The sequence below is a fragment of the Pseudoalteromonas sp. bablab_jr010 genome (genome assembly GCF_016464105.1).
GTDB classification, from domain to species: domain Bacteria; phylum Pseudomonadota; class Gammaproteobacteria; order Enterobacterales; family Alteromonadaceae; genus Pseudoalteromonas; species Pseudoalteromonas simplex.
Genome location: NZ_JACDWV010000045.1, coordinates 87,720 through 103,769, shown reverse-complemented (window position 1 = coordinate 103,769; position 16,050 = coordinate 87,720). Strand labels below are relative to the sequence as shown.

The 16,050-nt window shown below is 41.6% G+C and carries 11 protein-coding genes; 5 read left to right on the top strand and 6 right to left on the bottom strand.

Translation table 11 applies throughout. The features are described from left to right. Nucleotides 1-162: 162 nt before the first annotated feature. On the top strand, nucleotides 163-2,256 hold the full coding sequence (locus tag JIG37_RS02370) for a S9 family peptidase (protein WP_199528630.1): 2,094 nt from the start codon (nucleotides 163-165) through the stop codon (nucleotides 2,254-2,256). Nucleotides 2,257-2,307: 51 nt separating this feature from the next. After that, nucleotides 2,308-2,709, top strand: coding sequence for a hypothetical protein (locus JIG37_RS02365; RefSeq protein WP_054552309.1), 402 nt, complete (start codon nucleotides 2,308-2,310; stop codon nucleotides 2,707-2,709). A 58-nt stretch (nucleotides 2,710-2,767) separates the two neighbouring features. Here the strand turns inward: JIG37_RS02365 and JIG37_RS02360 are convergent, their stop codons facing one another. Then, nucleotides 2,768-3,241 carry a Dps family protein gene (locus tag JIG37_RS02360; protein ID WP_054552310.1) on the bottom strand — a complete coding sequence of 158 codons (474 nt, stop codon included), beginning with the start codon at nucleotides 3,239-3,241 and terminating at the stop codon, nucleotides 2,768-2,770. Nucleotides 3,242-3,605: 364 nt separating this feature from the next. On the opposite strand from JIG37_RS02360, the gene JIG37_RS02355 reads away from it, so the two are divergent. Continuing rightward, nucleotides 3,606-3,815, top strand: coding sequence for a hypothetical protein (locus tag JIG37_RS02355; protein WP_054552311.1), 210 nt, complete (start codon nucleotides 3,606-3,608; stop codon nucleotides 3,813-3,815). A gap of 4 nt (nucleotides 3,816-3,819) precedes the next feature. On the opposite strand, the gene JIG37_RS02350 is transcribed toward JIG37_RS02355, so the two are convergent. After that, entirely contained in the window at nucleotides 3,820-4,425 is a 606-nt protein-coding gene (locus tag JIG37_RS02350; protein ID WP_138599097.1) for an alpha/beta hydrolase, read from the bottom strand. Between the two features lie 8 nt (nucleotides 4,426-4,433). After that, the gene (locus tag JIG37_RS02345; protein ID WP_054552313.1) at nucleotides 4,434-4,970 is read right to left on the bottom strand and encodes a YaeQ family protein; all 537 of its coding nucleotides are present in this window, start codon (nucleotides 4,968-4,970) and stop codon (nucleotides 4,434-4,436) included. Between the two features lie 91 nt (nucleotides 4,971-5,061). Between JIG37_RS02345 and ylqF the strand changes: the two genes are divergently transcribed. Together ylqF and JIG37_RS02335 are read left to right on the top strand one after the other, a co-directional pair. Then, nucleotides 5,062-6,006 carry a ribosome biogenesis GTPase YlqF gene (gene ylqF, locus JIG37_RS02340; RefSeq protein ID WP_054552314.1) on the top strand — a complete coding sequence of 315 codons (945 nt, stop codon included), beginning with the start codon at nucleotides 5,062-5,064 and terminating at the stop codon, nucleotides 6,004-6,006. Between the two features lie 733 nt (nucleotides 6,007-6,739). Continuing rightward, nucleotides 6,740-10,189: a PAS-domain containing protein gene (locus tag JIG37_RS02335; protein WP_199528629.1), complete on the top strand. Its 3,450-nt coding sequence runs from the start codon at nucleotides 6,740-6,742 to the stop codon at nucleotides 10,187-10,189. On the opposite strand, the gene JIG37_RS02330 is transcribed toward JIG37_RS02335, so the two are convergent. From JIG37_RS02330 to JIG37_RS02320, 3 genes are all read right to left on the bottom strand, one after another. After that, a complete protein-coding gene (locus JIG37_RS02330; RefSeq protein WP_199528628.1) occupies nucleotides 10,186-13,158 on the bottom strand; it encodes a DUF3857 domain-containing transglutaminase family protein in 2,973 nt (990 codons plus the stop codon). The genes JIG37_RS02335 and JIG37_RS02330 overlap by 4 nt on opposite strands. A 185-nt stretch (nucleotides 13,159-13,343) precedes the next feature. After that, nucleotides 13,344-14,624 (bottom strand): HAMP domain-containing sensor histidine kinase, encoded by a 1,281-nt coding sequence (locus JIG37_RS02325; protein ID WP_199528627.1) that lies wholly within the window; start codon nucleotides 14,622-14,624, stop codon nucleotides 13,344-13,346. Next, nucleotides 14,625-16,001 (bottom strand): sigma-54 dependent transcriptional regulator, encoded by a 1,377-nt coding sequence (locus JIG37_RS02320; protein ID WP_166341227.1) that lies wholly within the window; start codon nucleotides 15,999-16,001, stop codon nucleotides 14,625-14,627. Nucleotides 16,002-16,050: the final 49 nt, after the last annotated feature.

The following is a 16,050-nucleotide window of genomic DNA, read 5'->3' as shown; positions in this document are numbered from 1 at the left end:
TAACTGCGTTAAAAATTTCTCATTTAGAACAACTAAATAACGAAATTTTTGCCTTGTTATCAACGAGGTTTTATTGCCTCAAAATAGACTACTTAATTAAGCTGATTGGTATAATTCTGTGATAAACTGCCAGCAATTCGTTTTTTATTTTGGTTTTTTCTTGTGTCGTCAAATTCGTATTCTTTGTCTTTATTAGCGCATCCTCCTGTTGCAAAAAAACAGCCTCATCCATTAACTACTCATCAACTAACTCGCACCGATAACTATTATTGGATGCGTGATGATGAGCGTGAAAATAAAGATGTATTAGCGCACTTAAACGCCGAAAACGATTATTGCGATGAGCAACTCGCCGATATAAAACCACTGCGCGAACAATTATTTAATGAACTAAAAGACCGCATTGTAAAAGACGACAACACGGTACCCGTGAAAGATGGCCAATATTGGTATCACTCAGAAGTACGTGGCGACGATGAATATGCACGCCATTATCGCAGTAGCTCAATAGAGGCACGCGACAAGCACTTGCTGTTAGATGTAAATCAATTAGCTGGCGATTACGAATTTTATGAATTAGGCGAAGTTGCAATTAGCCCTGACGAGCAGCTACTTGCATACTCTGAAGACACTGAAGGTCGTCGTATTTATACCGTGCGTTTTAAAAATATTGCCAGCGGTGAGATGTTTAGTGATGTGCTGGAAAACACCGAAGGCCAAGTGGTGTGGGCTAATGATAATAAAACGGTGTTTTATGTGAAAAAAGACCTGCAAACCTTATTGGGTTTTCAGGTTTACCGCCATGTTTTAGGCACCCCGCAAGCTGATGACGTACTGGTTTATGAAGAGCAAGATAAAAGCTTCTTTATGGGGCTTGGCAAAAGCCGCGATGAAAGCCTGATCATAATTGACCTTGCGACCACAGAAACAAACGATACTTGGGTGCTTGATGCCAATAATCCAGAAGGTGGATTTAGCGCCTTAATGCCACGCGAAGAAGGCCATGAGTTCGATGTCGATAAGCTAGGTGATACCTTTTACATTGTGACCAACTGGCAAGCGAAAAACTTTCGTTTAATGACCGCGACGCAAAGCACCATTGCCGATAAACATCGTTGGCAAGAGCATACAGCACATCGCGAGAACGTATTGTTAGAAGGGGTCGAGATTTTCGATGACTACCTTATCCTCACCGAGCGAGAGCTTGGCCAAACACGTTTTGTAGTGGTGGATCAGCAAGCCGAGCGTCTTACTTTAGAGTTTGATGACCCTTGTTATTATGCTGCAATTGCCATGAATCCAGAGCCGAATGTGAGCTCTGCGCGTATTTACTATTCAAGCTTAACTACGCCAGGTTCTTTGTATGATGTTGACTTAAAAACAGGTAACAAAACCTTATTAAAACAACAGCAAGTATTGGGTGATTTTAACCCAGAGCATTATCGCTCAGAACGTTTAATGGTTACTGCAAGAGATGGCGAGCAAGTGCCGGTATCTTTGGTTTATCGTATCGACCAATTTAATAAAGATGGAAGTAATCCGCTGTTGCAATATGGCTATGGCGCGTATGGTATTACCATCGATCCTAGTTTTTCAAGTAGCTCACTAAGCTTGCTTGACCGCGGTTTTGTTTATGCGATTGCACATATTCGTGGTGGTGAAATGCTAGGGCGTCACTGGTATGAGCAAGGTAAAAAGCAATATAAGCAAAATAGCTTTAGCGATTTTATTGATGTTACGCATGCGCTTACTGAGCAAGGCTATGCACACCCAGAGAAAGTATTCGCGTCTGGTGGCAGTGCTGGTGGCTTATTAATGGGCGCTGTGGTTAACCAAGCACCTGAGCTTTATTTAGGTATTGGGTGTCATGTGCCATTTTTAGATGTGCTAACCACCATGCTTGATGAGAGTATTCCACTGACGACCAATGAATACGACGAATGGGGTAATCCAAATGATCCTGCGTTTTATGATGTGATTCAGGCTTACTCACCGTACGATAATATTAAGCCACAGGCTTACCCTAATATTCTTGTTACAACCGGGTTTCATGACTCTCAAGTGCAATACTGGGAGCCAATGAAGTGGGTTGCTAAGCTACGTGAGCTTAAAACCGATGACAACATTTTGGTATTTAAAACCGACATGGATGCAGGCCATGGTGGTGCATCGGGTCGTTTTAAAAGCCTTGAAGAAAAGGCATTAGAAATGGCCTTTTTTATTGCTTTATTATCGAATAAAGGCTTAGATAAATAGGTAAATAAATTTTATAAGCGTAAACTTAAGTTGTATTTCAAAGGGGTAAGCATGTTTAAAGCCCATGGTGATTGGCGTTATTTTGTTGAGCCGCCGGTGATTTATGTGGAAATGAGTGGCAGTTTTAATAAAGAAGCCGTTGCTTCATTTAGTATTGAAGTTGCTCAAGAAATCATGAAGTACCCAGAGTTTTCAATTCAGTATGCTGTGGTTAATTTGGAACAATTTGAATTAGCAACTGCCGATAGTATTGAAACTGCTAAGGTATACTTTCAGGCTGTCAAAGCACGAGGCTACAAACGCGTTGATTACATCAAAGCGAATATCATTGCCCGCAATTTATTAGAAACAGTTTGGTCTGGTGTCGAAATGGATATTAACTTTCACCAAGACGCTGAAAGCTTTTTTCAAATAAGACCCGAGTACGATAATTTAAGAAAGTGGTTAAAATAATACCTTCTGAATATAAAAAAGCCCTCAAGAGAGGGCTTTTTCGTGTCAATTCTGAATATTAACCTAGGTAAGCTTTTAACATCCAAACAAGTTTCTCTTGTTCTTTAATGTAGTCGCCCATTAATGATGCTGTACCTTCGTCATCTGCATCACCAGCTTGTGCTAAGATTTCACGCTGCATTTGAATAAGCGTGCTGTAACCTGCTAAAAGGTTTTCTACTGCAGCAGTGCCTTCAGTGATATTTTTAGCTTCACTGATCTTACTTGCTTCAATGTATTCAGAGAATGCATGTACCGGTGTACCACCTAACGTTAAAATACGCTCTGCAATCTCGTCTACTTTCTCAAGTAGTAAGTTATAAATTTCTTCAAATTTAAGGTGTAATTCAAAAAAGTTACGACCTTTGATATTCCAATGAAAGCCGCGTGCGTTCATATATTGAATTTGGTAGCAGCTTAGTAAAGAGTTTAGTGAATTTACGATATCTTCACTTTTTGCGCTGTTTAAACCAATTGCATTTACCTGTGACATAGATTGCTCCTTAAAAAAACCGTTAAGTGTTTACTTGCTAGTGCTTGGTGTTAAGTATTAGCCATCTTGGTTAATCTGTAAAATGGTTTAATTCGAACACAGTGATAGGTTTTACCTATCAAAGGTTGGTGTTGTCCATTTATGCACTATCAATATAACTTTGAATTACTTTTAATAGACTTGGGGCAACTGAGCAAAAAATCTACCTTATTTTACGAATATTTTAAAATTAGGCAGAAAGTATGATCTAAAACAAGGTTTGCACCTGCTGAGAAACACGCTGATTTAGAACTTGATTTAGGTCAAAAAAACAACGAACCAGAAGCGCATAATGACTTTACCGCATTTAACCAGGAGAAGAAAAATGGACGGTAAAACAGTTAAAGAAAACAAAGCTGAAATAGTCGTTGTCGTGATCGCATTACTTGCATTTGTTATCGGTTTGGTAGGTCATCTAGCAGGTGCTAGCTTCGCAAACTTTGATACCTTTGGCTATATTGCAGCACCTGTACCATTGATCTTAGGGATCATTGTTTTAATCTCATATAAAGTGGCTGCAAGTGCTGAAGATTAAAGTATCACTCACTTTGATTTATAAGCTTAATGATGTAATCCATCACTTGGCGTGAGTAGATCATACTGGTGTGACTCAAATGAAACACCTTATGTTCTGCCATGCCATTGAGCTTGGTTTCATCTATCAAAACTGTACCATCAGAGACACTGCCTTTAGCAATCAGTGGCATTAGCCCTATGGGTAAGTCACCAGCAATACTATAAAGCTTGGCATTAAACGGCCAATTGCCATTCTCAGATAATAGAAACTCCACGCTATTTTTTAACAGCATTTCAAAGCCCTTCAGCTGCATTTGTTTGGCAATATGGCTGCCTTTATGCGGGGTGCCTAAGGTGATCACCTTTTCGACATGGCGGCTTTGAAGAGAATTGGCCTCTAAGTAAGCGCGAGCAACCAAGCCGCCCATTGAGTGGCAAACTAAGGCGGTAGGTTTACCACCAATAAAGCGATCAATCTTATCGAAAATCGCCGCTCTATCGGGAGAGAGCGTGTTATAGGTCAAATTGAGTATTTTTAGTCCTGACTTTTCAAGACGCGCGCACAGTGGGCGCATCACAAAGCCTGACATATATAGTCCGTGTAATACTACAACTTGCCTAATAGCCATCGCATTCCTTACATTAACTGTTGCGGTTTAATTTCGATATTTGCTGTGTCTGAGCTAACCCATACTTCACCGTCTTGAATGGTAATAGTGAGCTTAATATTACGATCAGCTAAGTCGGCTAATGCCTGAGTCGCAGCATAATCGAGACTAAAAATACTTAAGTTTTTAAAATCATACAACTTAGGTTGATGTTTTTGCCACCAAATCGCTTGGTTATTTTCACCATAGGTATATAAAACAACTTGCTTCGACTTATTGCAGGCTTTTTTCAGGCGTTTTTCATCAGGTAAACCAAGCTCAACCCATAATTCAATTTCTTCGCTATAGTTAATGTGCCAAAGCTCAGGTTCATCATCGGCGCATAAGCCTTTAGTAAACTCTAAGCCTTCACGGGCATTTAGTGCAAAAGCCAACAAGCGGATCATCAAGCGTTGTTCGGTTTCTGATGGGTGTTGTGCCAGAGTTAAATTGAAATCTTGATAAATGTGGCGATCCATATCGCTTAACGATAATTGCGCTTTAATAATGGTTGATTTAAGAGCCATAACTGCTTACTTGAAAAAATTTGCGTCATTATAGCGCAATTCGTTGCCGAGCCAGTTAAAATACCGTGAAATTATCTTGTAGGAGTTAAAAATGGCCATCCAGTGGTTCCCGGGTCACATGAACAAAGCCCGAAACGAAATTAAAGAAATCATGCCACAGATGGATGTGATCATTGAGGTACTTGATGCCCGTATTCCTTACAGTAGTGAAAACCCAATGGTTACTGCGCTGCGTGGCGACAAGCCGGTGATCAAAATCATGAACAAGGCGGACTTGGCTGATCCTAAGTTAACGCAAGCTTGGAAAGACTACTTTGAGCAGCAAAGTGGTGTGAAAGCGATTGATTTTGGTAATGATAAAGCGGGTGAAGTGCACCGTATTAATGAGCTTTGTAAAAAGTTAGTGCCGCATAAAGTAGGCGCTGATAAACAAATTAAAGCCATGATCATGGGTATTCCAAACGTTGGTAAATCAACTCTTATTAATACCTTGGCCGGCCGTATCGTGGCAAAAACAGGTAATGAACCTGCGGTAACCAAAGCGCAGCAACGTATTAAGCTTGACGATGGCATTATGCTTTACGACACGCCAGGTATGTTATGGCCTAAAGTAGAGAACGAAAACTCTGGTTATCGTTTAGGGGCAACTGGTGCAATTCGTGATACCGCTATCGACTACGAAGAAGTGGCAAGTTACACCGCTGAATATTTACTGCATGCATACCCAGAGCTTTTAAAAAGCCGCTATAAAATTGATGAGCTACCAGAGTCTGACTGGGAGTTTGTTGAAATGGCAGGTAAAAAGCGTGGTTGTATCCGCGGTGGTAATCAAATCGATACTTACAAAATGTCTGAAATTCTTATCAACGAATTACGCGATGGCATTATTGGTCGTATTACCATGGAAACACCGGCCATGCGTGAAGAAGAAGAGCAAATGGTTGCACAGCTTCGCGCTGCTGCAGAGGCGAAAAAAGCCGCTAAAGAAGAAGAGAAAAAACAACGCCGTGCACGTGCACGTAAGAACCGTCGATAAAGTTAACGCATTAACTTTTAGACATAAAAAAAGCCCTGCAAGGGCTTTTTTAGTTTCATATCTACCGTCACCGATATGAGCAATGTAGCAAGTAAAATAAGTAGGGTCGCTTATATGTCGCCAATATCAAGGGGCGTTGCGATTAGCAACATATAAGCTAAAGCTTTAACGTGGCGACACGCGTTTCTGGGGAGAAACAAATTCAATCTCAACAAGTCATCATACTTCGCTTGGCTTGTTGAGATTAATTATCAATTAGGTTTGCAATACTGTCAACACCTTTTTGAAAATAATTCTCATTTAGTTTTTTTGCAGGTTTGGTACGAATTTTAGACATAAAAAAAGCCCTGTAAGGGCTTTTTGAGTTTCATATCTACCGTCACCGATATGAGCAATGTAGCAAGTAAAATAGTAGGGCGATCACCTGTTGCCAATATCAAGGGGCGTTGCGATTAGCAACAGGCGATCTTAGCTTTATCGTGGGCCACACGTGTTTCAGGGTCGAGAAACAAATCAGTTTATTCCGAACAAGTCATAACACTTTATTGTCTTGTTGATAGTGATTATCAATTAGATTTACGTATCTGTCAATACTCAATTGAAAATAATTCTCATTTCTTTGTGTTTGTTTTTTAAACTTCCGTAATACAATGCATTAGCACTAAAGTTAGGCTGTAAATTACGTGCAATAAAAACTATGCTGGGGCTATAACAATTAAAATAATCACATGCGATGTTCTCAATTTGGTCAATAAGCCTTCTTGCAATTGTGTATCTGGCAATTTTATTTGCGGTTGCAGGCTGGGCTGATAAAAGAAAAGTATTGCCTTTTAAAGGCTTAACCTATGGTTTATCACTTGGGGTGTATTGCACCTCTTGGGCGTTCTTTGGCACTACAGCACAAGCTGCATACAACGGCTGGTGGTTGGCTCCGACCTATGCTGGCACTATTTTGTTATTCATTTTTGGCTGGCAAGTCTATTGCCGCATAGCGCATATTTGTCGGCAGCAAAAAATAACCTCAATGGCAGATTTTATTGCGACTCGGTATGGTCAGTCGTCGAGTTTGTCTGGACTCATTTCATTGATTTCAGTGATTGCCATTGTGCCCTATATCTCTTTACAGCTAAGTGCAACTGCACAAAGTATCAACTTACTTACCGACCGCGCTGCCACACAAAGCCATGAAGTATGGGCCGATAGTACTTTTTACATCACGATTGTATTGGCTCTGTTTGCTATTTTATTCGGCGCGAGGCGGTTAAAGCCCAGCGAACATAATCCAGGTTTGATAGCCAGTATTGCCTTCGAGTCTGTGGTTAAGTTGTTGGCGTTTTTAGCGGTGGGTTTGTATGTATGCTTTGCTCTATTCGACAGCCCAGTGGCGCTGTTTGAAAAAGCGCATGACCTAAATATTGATCAGCAAGTGGCGGCCACACAAAGTCCAACCTATGTGTATGTTGCTCATACTTTGCTTGGTATTTTGGCGACCTTATGTTTGCCAAGACAATTCCACATGAGCTTTATCGAAAAAAATAACGATAAAGAGCTGGCCTCGGCGCGTTGGCTATTTCCGATTTACCTCTTACTTATTAACCTATTTATTTTACCTATTGCATATGCCGGATTAATTTACTTTCAAGGTCAAGAAGTCGGCTACGACACCTTTGTATTGGCTTTACCTATGGCGGCTGATGATGCCTTTGTGGCGTTATTAGCCTTTTTAGGTGGCTTTTCAGCGGCAACCAGTATGGTAATAGTGTCATCAATTGTGCTTTCAGTGATGATCACTAATGACTTTATTAACCAATTTATTTTACGCCGCTCGCAACTTACATCGAGCAGTCGCGGGCTTGATAAAAATAACCTATTACATGCACGTAAAATCGTTATCGTATTGATTTTATTGCTAAGCTATTTCACTCACCGAGTGCTGGGCGAAAGTACAACCCTTGCCAATGTGGGTTTGATGTCGTTCACCTTAGTCGCGCAATTTTCGCCGGCCATGATTATAGGCTTATGGTGGCGACAAGCCTCGTGTCGCGGTGCGCAATTGGGGATTTTAAGCGGCTTTATTATTTGGGGATACACACTTTTACTGCCGAATATCGCTGGAGGTTTAGGAAGCGATAGCTTATGGCTTGTGAATGGACCGTGGGGAATAAGCTGGTTAGCGCCAACCGACTTATTCTCACTAGGCATGGAAAGCATTAGCCAAGCTCTATTGCTATCGTTAGGTGCGAACTGTTTAGTGTATTTCTTAGTGCCTTTATTTAGTCGTGCAACCTTAGCTGAACGCTTACAGAGTAATAAGTTTGTTTCGCAGCTGAATGATTCGAAGGTAAGCAATCATCTACAGCCTTTGAGCTACCATGACCTAGGTGCACTATTGCAACGATTTGCCGAAAAAGAAGCAGCACAGTCTTTGGTAAATCATTATTTTCCGGATGATAAAAGTAAGTGGAAACGCCCTGCCAATGTCGAGTTAGAGCTATTAGTTGAGCGCGAGATGTCAGCGGTGATCGGCGGCGCATCGGCACGACTTATTTTAGATGTGGCGAAAAATGAGCAGCGCCAGCCTCTAGAACAGGTTGCTGAGTTTGTTGATGAAGCAAGCCAAGTGCTTAAATTTAATCGTGACTTACTGCAATCAACAATCGAAAATATTCAACAAGGGATCAGTGTAGTTGATAGTGAGCTGCGCTTGGTAGCTTGGAACCAAGGCTACAAAAACATGTTCGCCTACCCAGATGATGCGCTTTACATAGGCCGCCCGGTTGCCGACATTATTCGTTTTAATGCCGAGCGCGGTTTATTTAGCGGCGAGAGCATGACCAGCGAAGTTGAAAAACGCTTAGCCTATTTACGCCAAGGCAGTGCTTATAAATACCAGCGCTCGCACAATGATGGTCGCGTGTTTGAAATGCAAGGTAACCCACTGCCAGGTGGCGGCTTTGTAACAACCTATACCGACATCACCGAGTTCGTAAAACAACAAAAAGCGTTAACCGAAGCAAATGTTAGCCTTGAAGAAAAAGTCGCAGCCCGCACCTTGGCATTGACTCAAGCAAACCAAGAGTTGTCGATGGCAAAGCAAGTGGCGGAGCAAGCAACGGTCAGTAAAACACGCTTTTTTGCCGCTGCTAGCCATGATTTACTGCAACCTTTCAATGCTGCGAGTTTGTTTTGTTCTTTAATGAATGAAAAAGCCCAAGACACCGAACTTAAAGAGCTGGCGATGAATATTAAGAATTCATTGGGCAGCGCCGAAGAGTTATTATCGAGTATTTTAGAGTTAACTAAGCTCGATTCAGGCTCATTTAAAGTACAAATGAGCGAGTTTGCTGCCAGTTCGTTGGTTGAGCCTCTGCGTAATGACTACGAAGCCCTTGCCCGTGAAAAAGGCTTAAAGTTCATTATTGAAACCTGTGATGTGCGCTTGCATACCGACAAAGCGCTGTTACGTCGAGTACTACGTAACCTTTTGAGTAATGCGATTCGTTATACCGAGCAAGGTGAAGTGCGCTTAAAAATGCAGTACGACGATGACCATGTATCCTTTATTGTTGAAGACACAGGGATTGGTATTGCATCGAGCGATCAACAAACTATTTTCCAAGAGTTTAAACAGCTTGGTGCAAAGCCAAGCGCCGAGGGGTTAGGCTTAGGGTTGGCAATCACTAAACGTATATGTGACTTACTTAAAATACCCTTAGTGATGGGGTCTGAACTTGGTAAAGGCACGCAATTTACCCTTACCCTGCCTTGTAGAGTGAGTGCTGCGCCTGCGCAAGCGAAAGGCGCTGAAGCATCACAAGAAACAGAGCTGGGGCAATTGCGTATTTGGTTGCTTGATAACGACCGCAACGTGTTAGAGGCATTAAAGCAGCTACTCGAAAATTGGGGCTGTGAAATTTCAATAGCCACTAACTTAGCGGAGCTTGAGCAGTTAAAGGCAAGTCAAGCCCTGCCGCAATTGTTGATTATTGATTATCAGCTTGATGATGGAGTAACGGGACTTGAAGTGATTGAGCAAGCGGCACTAACACGCTTACCAGCCATCGTTAATACCGCGAATCATGATGAAGGCATACGCGAGTTAGTGCTCGATGCGGGCTATCCATTGCTTTATAAGCCTCTGAAAGCGCCCGCCTTAAAACGCATGATTAAGCGACTGACTTAATCTGCGTTTTGCTCAGTTGCTAAGGTTGACTCTTTGAGGCGTTGCTTAACCTTGGCAACAAAGCGTCTATCTAGGTCGTCTTCATTGCTTAAGAATAAAAGCATCTCATTACCGTCATGATCAATAACGGTAAGTGAAGATGTTGTTAGAGGACTTTTTGCATAGTCTGCTTTCACTTCTTTTATTTCATTAAAGTAGAGCAGATCTTTTTCAATTACACCTTGTTCATTTTTCCAGTAACTAAAAAGCGTATTTTTCGTCATGCCATTGCCATCATCTCTGAAATCAAAAAATGCATCGCTATAAAAATACTCCACATTTTCATCACTAGGCATAATCTCTTGACGCTTTAAAAAGTTAACCTGATAAGACCAAAGTTTGTCACCTGTAACTATGGTTGAATTAGGCAATAAGTATAATTCAGCAATTAGCCCATAAAGTAGTAAAGGCGTCGCGAATACAGAAATTAGCAGCTGTCTTGCACGCCATTTTGAGTTGTACCCTAACGCATCTTTAGGTTGGTTCAGGTTTTGAATGTAATTAACAATTGGTAGCCACAATAAAGGAATGATTAAGAATAGCCACATACCATAGTCACCTAGTGAACTTGCTATTTCACATACAATAATCATTAGCCAAATTACAAAAGCAACCGCAGTTGGTAATATTTTATTTTTGTTAAAGGTTTGTTCGCTATGTTTTATAAGTTGAAGAAACAGTGCAAAAAAGAATAAAGGCGCAAAAATACCTCGGGCAATGGGCATCATATGGCTGTTTTGTTGCTGCTTAATAAACTTCCAATTGCGATAACTCCAGTAATTAATAAATATGCCCAAGCTGAATAAACTATAAAGGTAAAATTTACTGTTGCTTACAGGGTAAAACTGCGCACCTTCAAATTCTGGACGTTTTCGAACTTCAAAACGCCAAGCCGCGATGAAAAAGATGATTGCCGCTAAGTAACTTAAAATAAAAACGCTATACCAGTTGGTTTCGTCATCCGCTGGTGTGGTTGTGGCGCTATTTGTGCCGTATTTAATGATGCCGTAATGGGTCGCGTTATTGAGTTTTTTACGCTCGCTTAGGTAAAGGTCTATTTGATCGGCTGGAATATGATCCTGCTTAGCACTGTAATCAAAGTATAAGGTCAACACCGAGTCTTTAAATGTCACGCGTTTCTCGAGATGAAAAAATGGGTTATCGATTGTGGCCTGCTCATCATCAAACTGCCAATTAGAGTCAGTAAACGTAACCTTTATGGTTGTTTCGATATTATTTGGGTAACGAAACCACATTGGTGCATTGTTACGCTCTCGCTGTTCCGGCTTATAAACTGAGTTTTGAATTTCACTGGCGTAAAAGTCGTTTTGAAAATCATTACCCTCAGGTCGCCAAAAGTTATCAATAGTATAGTGCTCATTGGTAATTAGCTGACCGGTGTCCTCTGGGGATTCAACTAGCATAGGTTTGGCAGTTTTTAAGCCTTTGTAGGTATCTTGATAATATTCGCGGTAATCATCTTCTATGCTTTTTAAGCTGTTTTTAGCGATTGAACTGCGGCGGCTAATTGCTTCAAAGTCACCGTATTTATATTGAGTTGAGAAACTAACTGGCTCATCAATACCTTCTGGGATCTGATAATTATCAAAAACCTGTATGCGTTTTAGGGCAGGCTCAGTGAACATATCCGTAAAGCCTGTTTCACCTTGTTTAATTATTAACGCTACATCGTAGTTCGGTTGAGCTAAATTTTCTAAATCGCCGCGCTGATACGAAATGGTCGGATCAAGCCAATATCGCTTACCTTGATGCTCTAAGGTGACAATGACATGGTCAAATAAGCTAGGAGAGACCGGTAAACTAGCAGTACGTTTTCGGTCTTCAGTGTTAACTAAAGCAGGATGAGCCTCTACCCCGAGCGCTTTAAGTAAAGAAATGAGCAAGACGGTTTTGTCTTTACAGTCGCCATAGCGCAGTGCCAGAGTTTCTGATGCTGGAGTAGGCTGGTGTGAGTTGGTGCCCATTTCTAGGCCCAAATAACGTACTTCGTCTTGGCTAAAGCGCAGGGCAGCCACAATTTGAGACTCTAAATCGGCATGTTGAAACTTAATTTGACGAGCAATTGTTTCAATAGCAGGGCTCACTTCGATGGCAGATTGGTACAAAGGTAACGACCAATTGACTACCTCTTGCCAATTATTTACTTCAGAAAAGTACACTTCCTTGTAAGGCGAATACCAATGCGGTACTTCGCTTGCAGAGCTAAGGGTCGGCTCATTGTGTTGGCTAATCTGGTAGTCAAAGCCCGTATCTAACTTGGTTTTAGTAACTGGCGACTCGCCATTCATAAAGTTGATATATAAGGGCGTAGGCTTTTGCCACTTTACCCGCATAAATTGCTGCACTATCGGCACCGACCAGTTCAGTGTGCGCTTGGTGCTGAAGTGCTGATAAACCGGGTTACTGCCCGAAACCGTATAGCTGTAATCTAAAATATCCATGACCCGCATATCATCAATAATGACATTTAGGCTTAAGGTGCCATTGTATATACGACTTGCTAAGTCAGTCTCGCGTTGTAACACCTGTAGCTCGGCACTATTTAGTTTATCTATATATTGGCCGTCACGAATAATGCCTAAACTATTGAGCGTAAGAGATTGATAATTTGGGTCAAAATCAATATTCAGCTGGCTAATATAATCAACCCCAGACTGATTGACCGCTTGCATTACAGTACGATTAAAGCGTTGCTGTGGGGCTTGCTCAGATACCTGAAGCTGAGTGTCGAGCATCAGGTAGAAAGTCCCGTCTCGTATTTGGTCTCGAGGAATCTCAGGGGTGAGTAACTTATGTTGTTTTACCCAGTTAGCTGCGGGCGCAACTTGATACTCTTCTGCGGCTGCAAAGCAGCTCACAAAGAATAAAAAAACAGCCAGTAGCTTAAGTTGTAAGTGCATCCATTTCATTGTTATTTTCTAATTACGTTTAGCTTTATATGACAAATTACTGAATTTCGCGGCTTGAGCCAAATAAAATTCACTATTTAGGGCTTTTTTAATTTGGCTCATATAAATGCCTAGAAAATGGCGCTGAAGTTTTGCTTTTTATTTAGGTTTATCTAAGCGTGTGAAAGCCACATTTGTAAAATAAGTTAGCAGGGCACAGTAATTATAGCTTGTGTGCCTTGCTGGGGTTTTGAGTTTATCGATAACTCAAAACCTTGGTTGCGCACAAGTTCTCGGGTGATCACAAGTCCTATACCTGTGCCATTTGCTTTGGTTGAGTAAAATGGCACGAACAAGTTATCGGGGTTTTGAATACCACAACCTTGGTCGCTAATTGCAATATTTAAGTTATCACCTTGTCTTGACCAAGTGAGGGTAGGGGCTGAATTGCTGTCTGCTTCAAAAGCATTTTTTATCAGGTTTATTAATGCTTGTTCTAGTTGGCCGAAGTCGGCATTAATAAGTAACTCTTCACTGCTATTTATCACTAGTTCAGGAAAGATAGCACTTAAACGCGTGTTTAATTGCTCGCTACTGATTGCCTGCTTCTGTGCGGGTGGTAGCTTGGCAAACGCACTGTAACTGGCTACAAAATCAAGCAAGTGCTGAGCGCGTTTTTCTATTACTTGCAGCATATCTTGAGCGAGATCATCGTGACTGCTAATTTGTCCTTGGCGCTTGAGGGTTTGCAATGATTGACTCATCGAATAAATCGGCGTGAGTGAGTTACGCACTTCATGATTTAACACGCGAATTAAACGTTGCCAAACAAGTTGTTCGTTATCGCGAAGCTGTTGCTCAATTGAAAAGAAGGTTAGTAATTCAAAGTTTCTGCCGGTCCGCCAAAAAGTCTGCGATGAGATTTGAAAACGTTGTTTAAACAGCGAGTCACTGTTTTGTTGCCATTCGCCATCATGCAGAGCAATGCCTAAGTCGCTGGCCGATTTACCTTCAATTTGGCGATGGTTAATACTGTTGATAAACGCCTTATTGCTAAAGTAAATCAAGCCATGGGGGTCTAGTATAACGATGGGTAAGTCCAGCATGCTGGCAAACTCAAAAACAAACTCTTCTGTTTGCATATAATGGCGTTTGTTCTTGGCTATTTTATTGCTGAGCTTGGCAAAATCTTGCTTAAGCGCTGCGACTCGTCCACTTTGGTAAGATGCTAAATGCCAACTATTACTTTCGTCATTTGCCAGTGCATCTAGTTGCAGACCAAAGCGTTCAACCACATCGGTGATCACACGGTAGCTTTTAATTAAAGCAAAAGCGCTTATCCCAATAAACGGCAATAACAGGCTGATACTGGCAAACCAATCTAGTTTTAAGCTGAGCGAAAGGGCAATGCCAAGTGTTAATAGCACCGCTATAACCATATAAAAATAGCGTCGAATACGCTGCTCTAACGACAACTTGCTACTCATTTAGCGTTCTACTTCTTTTAAATCGAGCTGATGTTTATCAATGCGACGATAAATAGCCGATTTACTTAATCCTAAAAACTCTCCTGCGGCGATAACATTGCCATTAAATTGCAGCAGTGCTTTCTGAATCATCTGTTTTTCAAGCTCTTCAAGGGGCAATAGTGGCAAAGCTTGTTCTGCATTACTATTTGTTTGCTCGCAACTTGGTTGATCTAAAATGAGGTCATTGGCTTGAACATTGTTGTTATCGCTCATGATCACCGCGCGTTCAATGCAGTGACTTAGCTCACGAATATTACCAGGCCAGCTGTAATTTTTTAGCGCCTTTAGGGCATCATTACTGAGCGCCATATTCGCGCGTTGGTATTTTTTACCATGCACTAACAACAAGTGTTCAGCTAAAGGAGCGATGTCGTCTTTTCTGTCGCGAAGCGGTGGAATGTGTAGTTCAATGGTATTGAGCCTAAATAATAAGTCACGGCGGAACTCACCCTGCTCAATGGTCGTAGCTAATTCACTATTGGTAGCAGAAATAATCCGAACATCCGCGGTTTTGGTTTGGCTTGAGCCTAGCACTTCAAATTCTTTGCTTTCTAGCACACGGAGCATTTTACTTTGCAGCTCAAGGCTTAAAGTCGCAATTTCATCTAAAAATAAGGTACCGCCTTCGGCAATTTCAAAACGCCCTAGGCGGTCTTCTTTGGCATCAGTAAAAGAGCCTTTCTTATGGCCAAATAATTCGCTTTCGAATAGCGTCGGCGCAATGGCGCCAACATTCACGCTGACATAGCGTTTATCAGCTCTGAGTGAGTGCTGGTGAATATAATGTGCCAATAAGCTTTTGCCAGTGCCATTTTCGCCGGTAATTAAAATGCTGGCATCGGTTTTAGCTGCGCGCTCAGCTTTGGCAAGCAACAGCTGCATGATTTCTGATTGAGCTATGTAATGTGCTTGTGTGTCACTGGTAAGCGCCTTTAAGCATGCGTTGTCGTGATTACTTTGCTTGAGCTTGAGTTGTTGTTGTACAACGGCGGTTAAGCGCAAGTTATTCCATGGCTTTTCAACAAAGTCGACTGCCCCTAATTGCATGGCTTTAACAGCGACGTCAATGCTGGCCCATGCGGTCATCACAATGACAGGTATGGTCGAACCTAATTGATTTAGTTGCTTTAAAAAGCGTAACCCTTCTTCACCTGAGGTCGTGTCGAGCTTGTAGTTCATATCAAGCAAAATCAGGCTAATGTGCTCTGATTTTAATAATTCAAGGGCATGTTCAGGGCCTTCGGCCTCAAGGCAATGTAAGCCCAGTTGTTGTAATGCAACAGTAGCAGCCAGACGCACATCAGCTTGATCGTCTATGACTAAGATTTTGTCCATGATGTTTTCTTATTATCCTGTTGAGGTAGCTTAAGTTAAAACTTAAGCC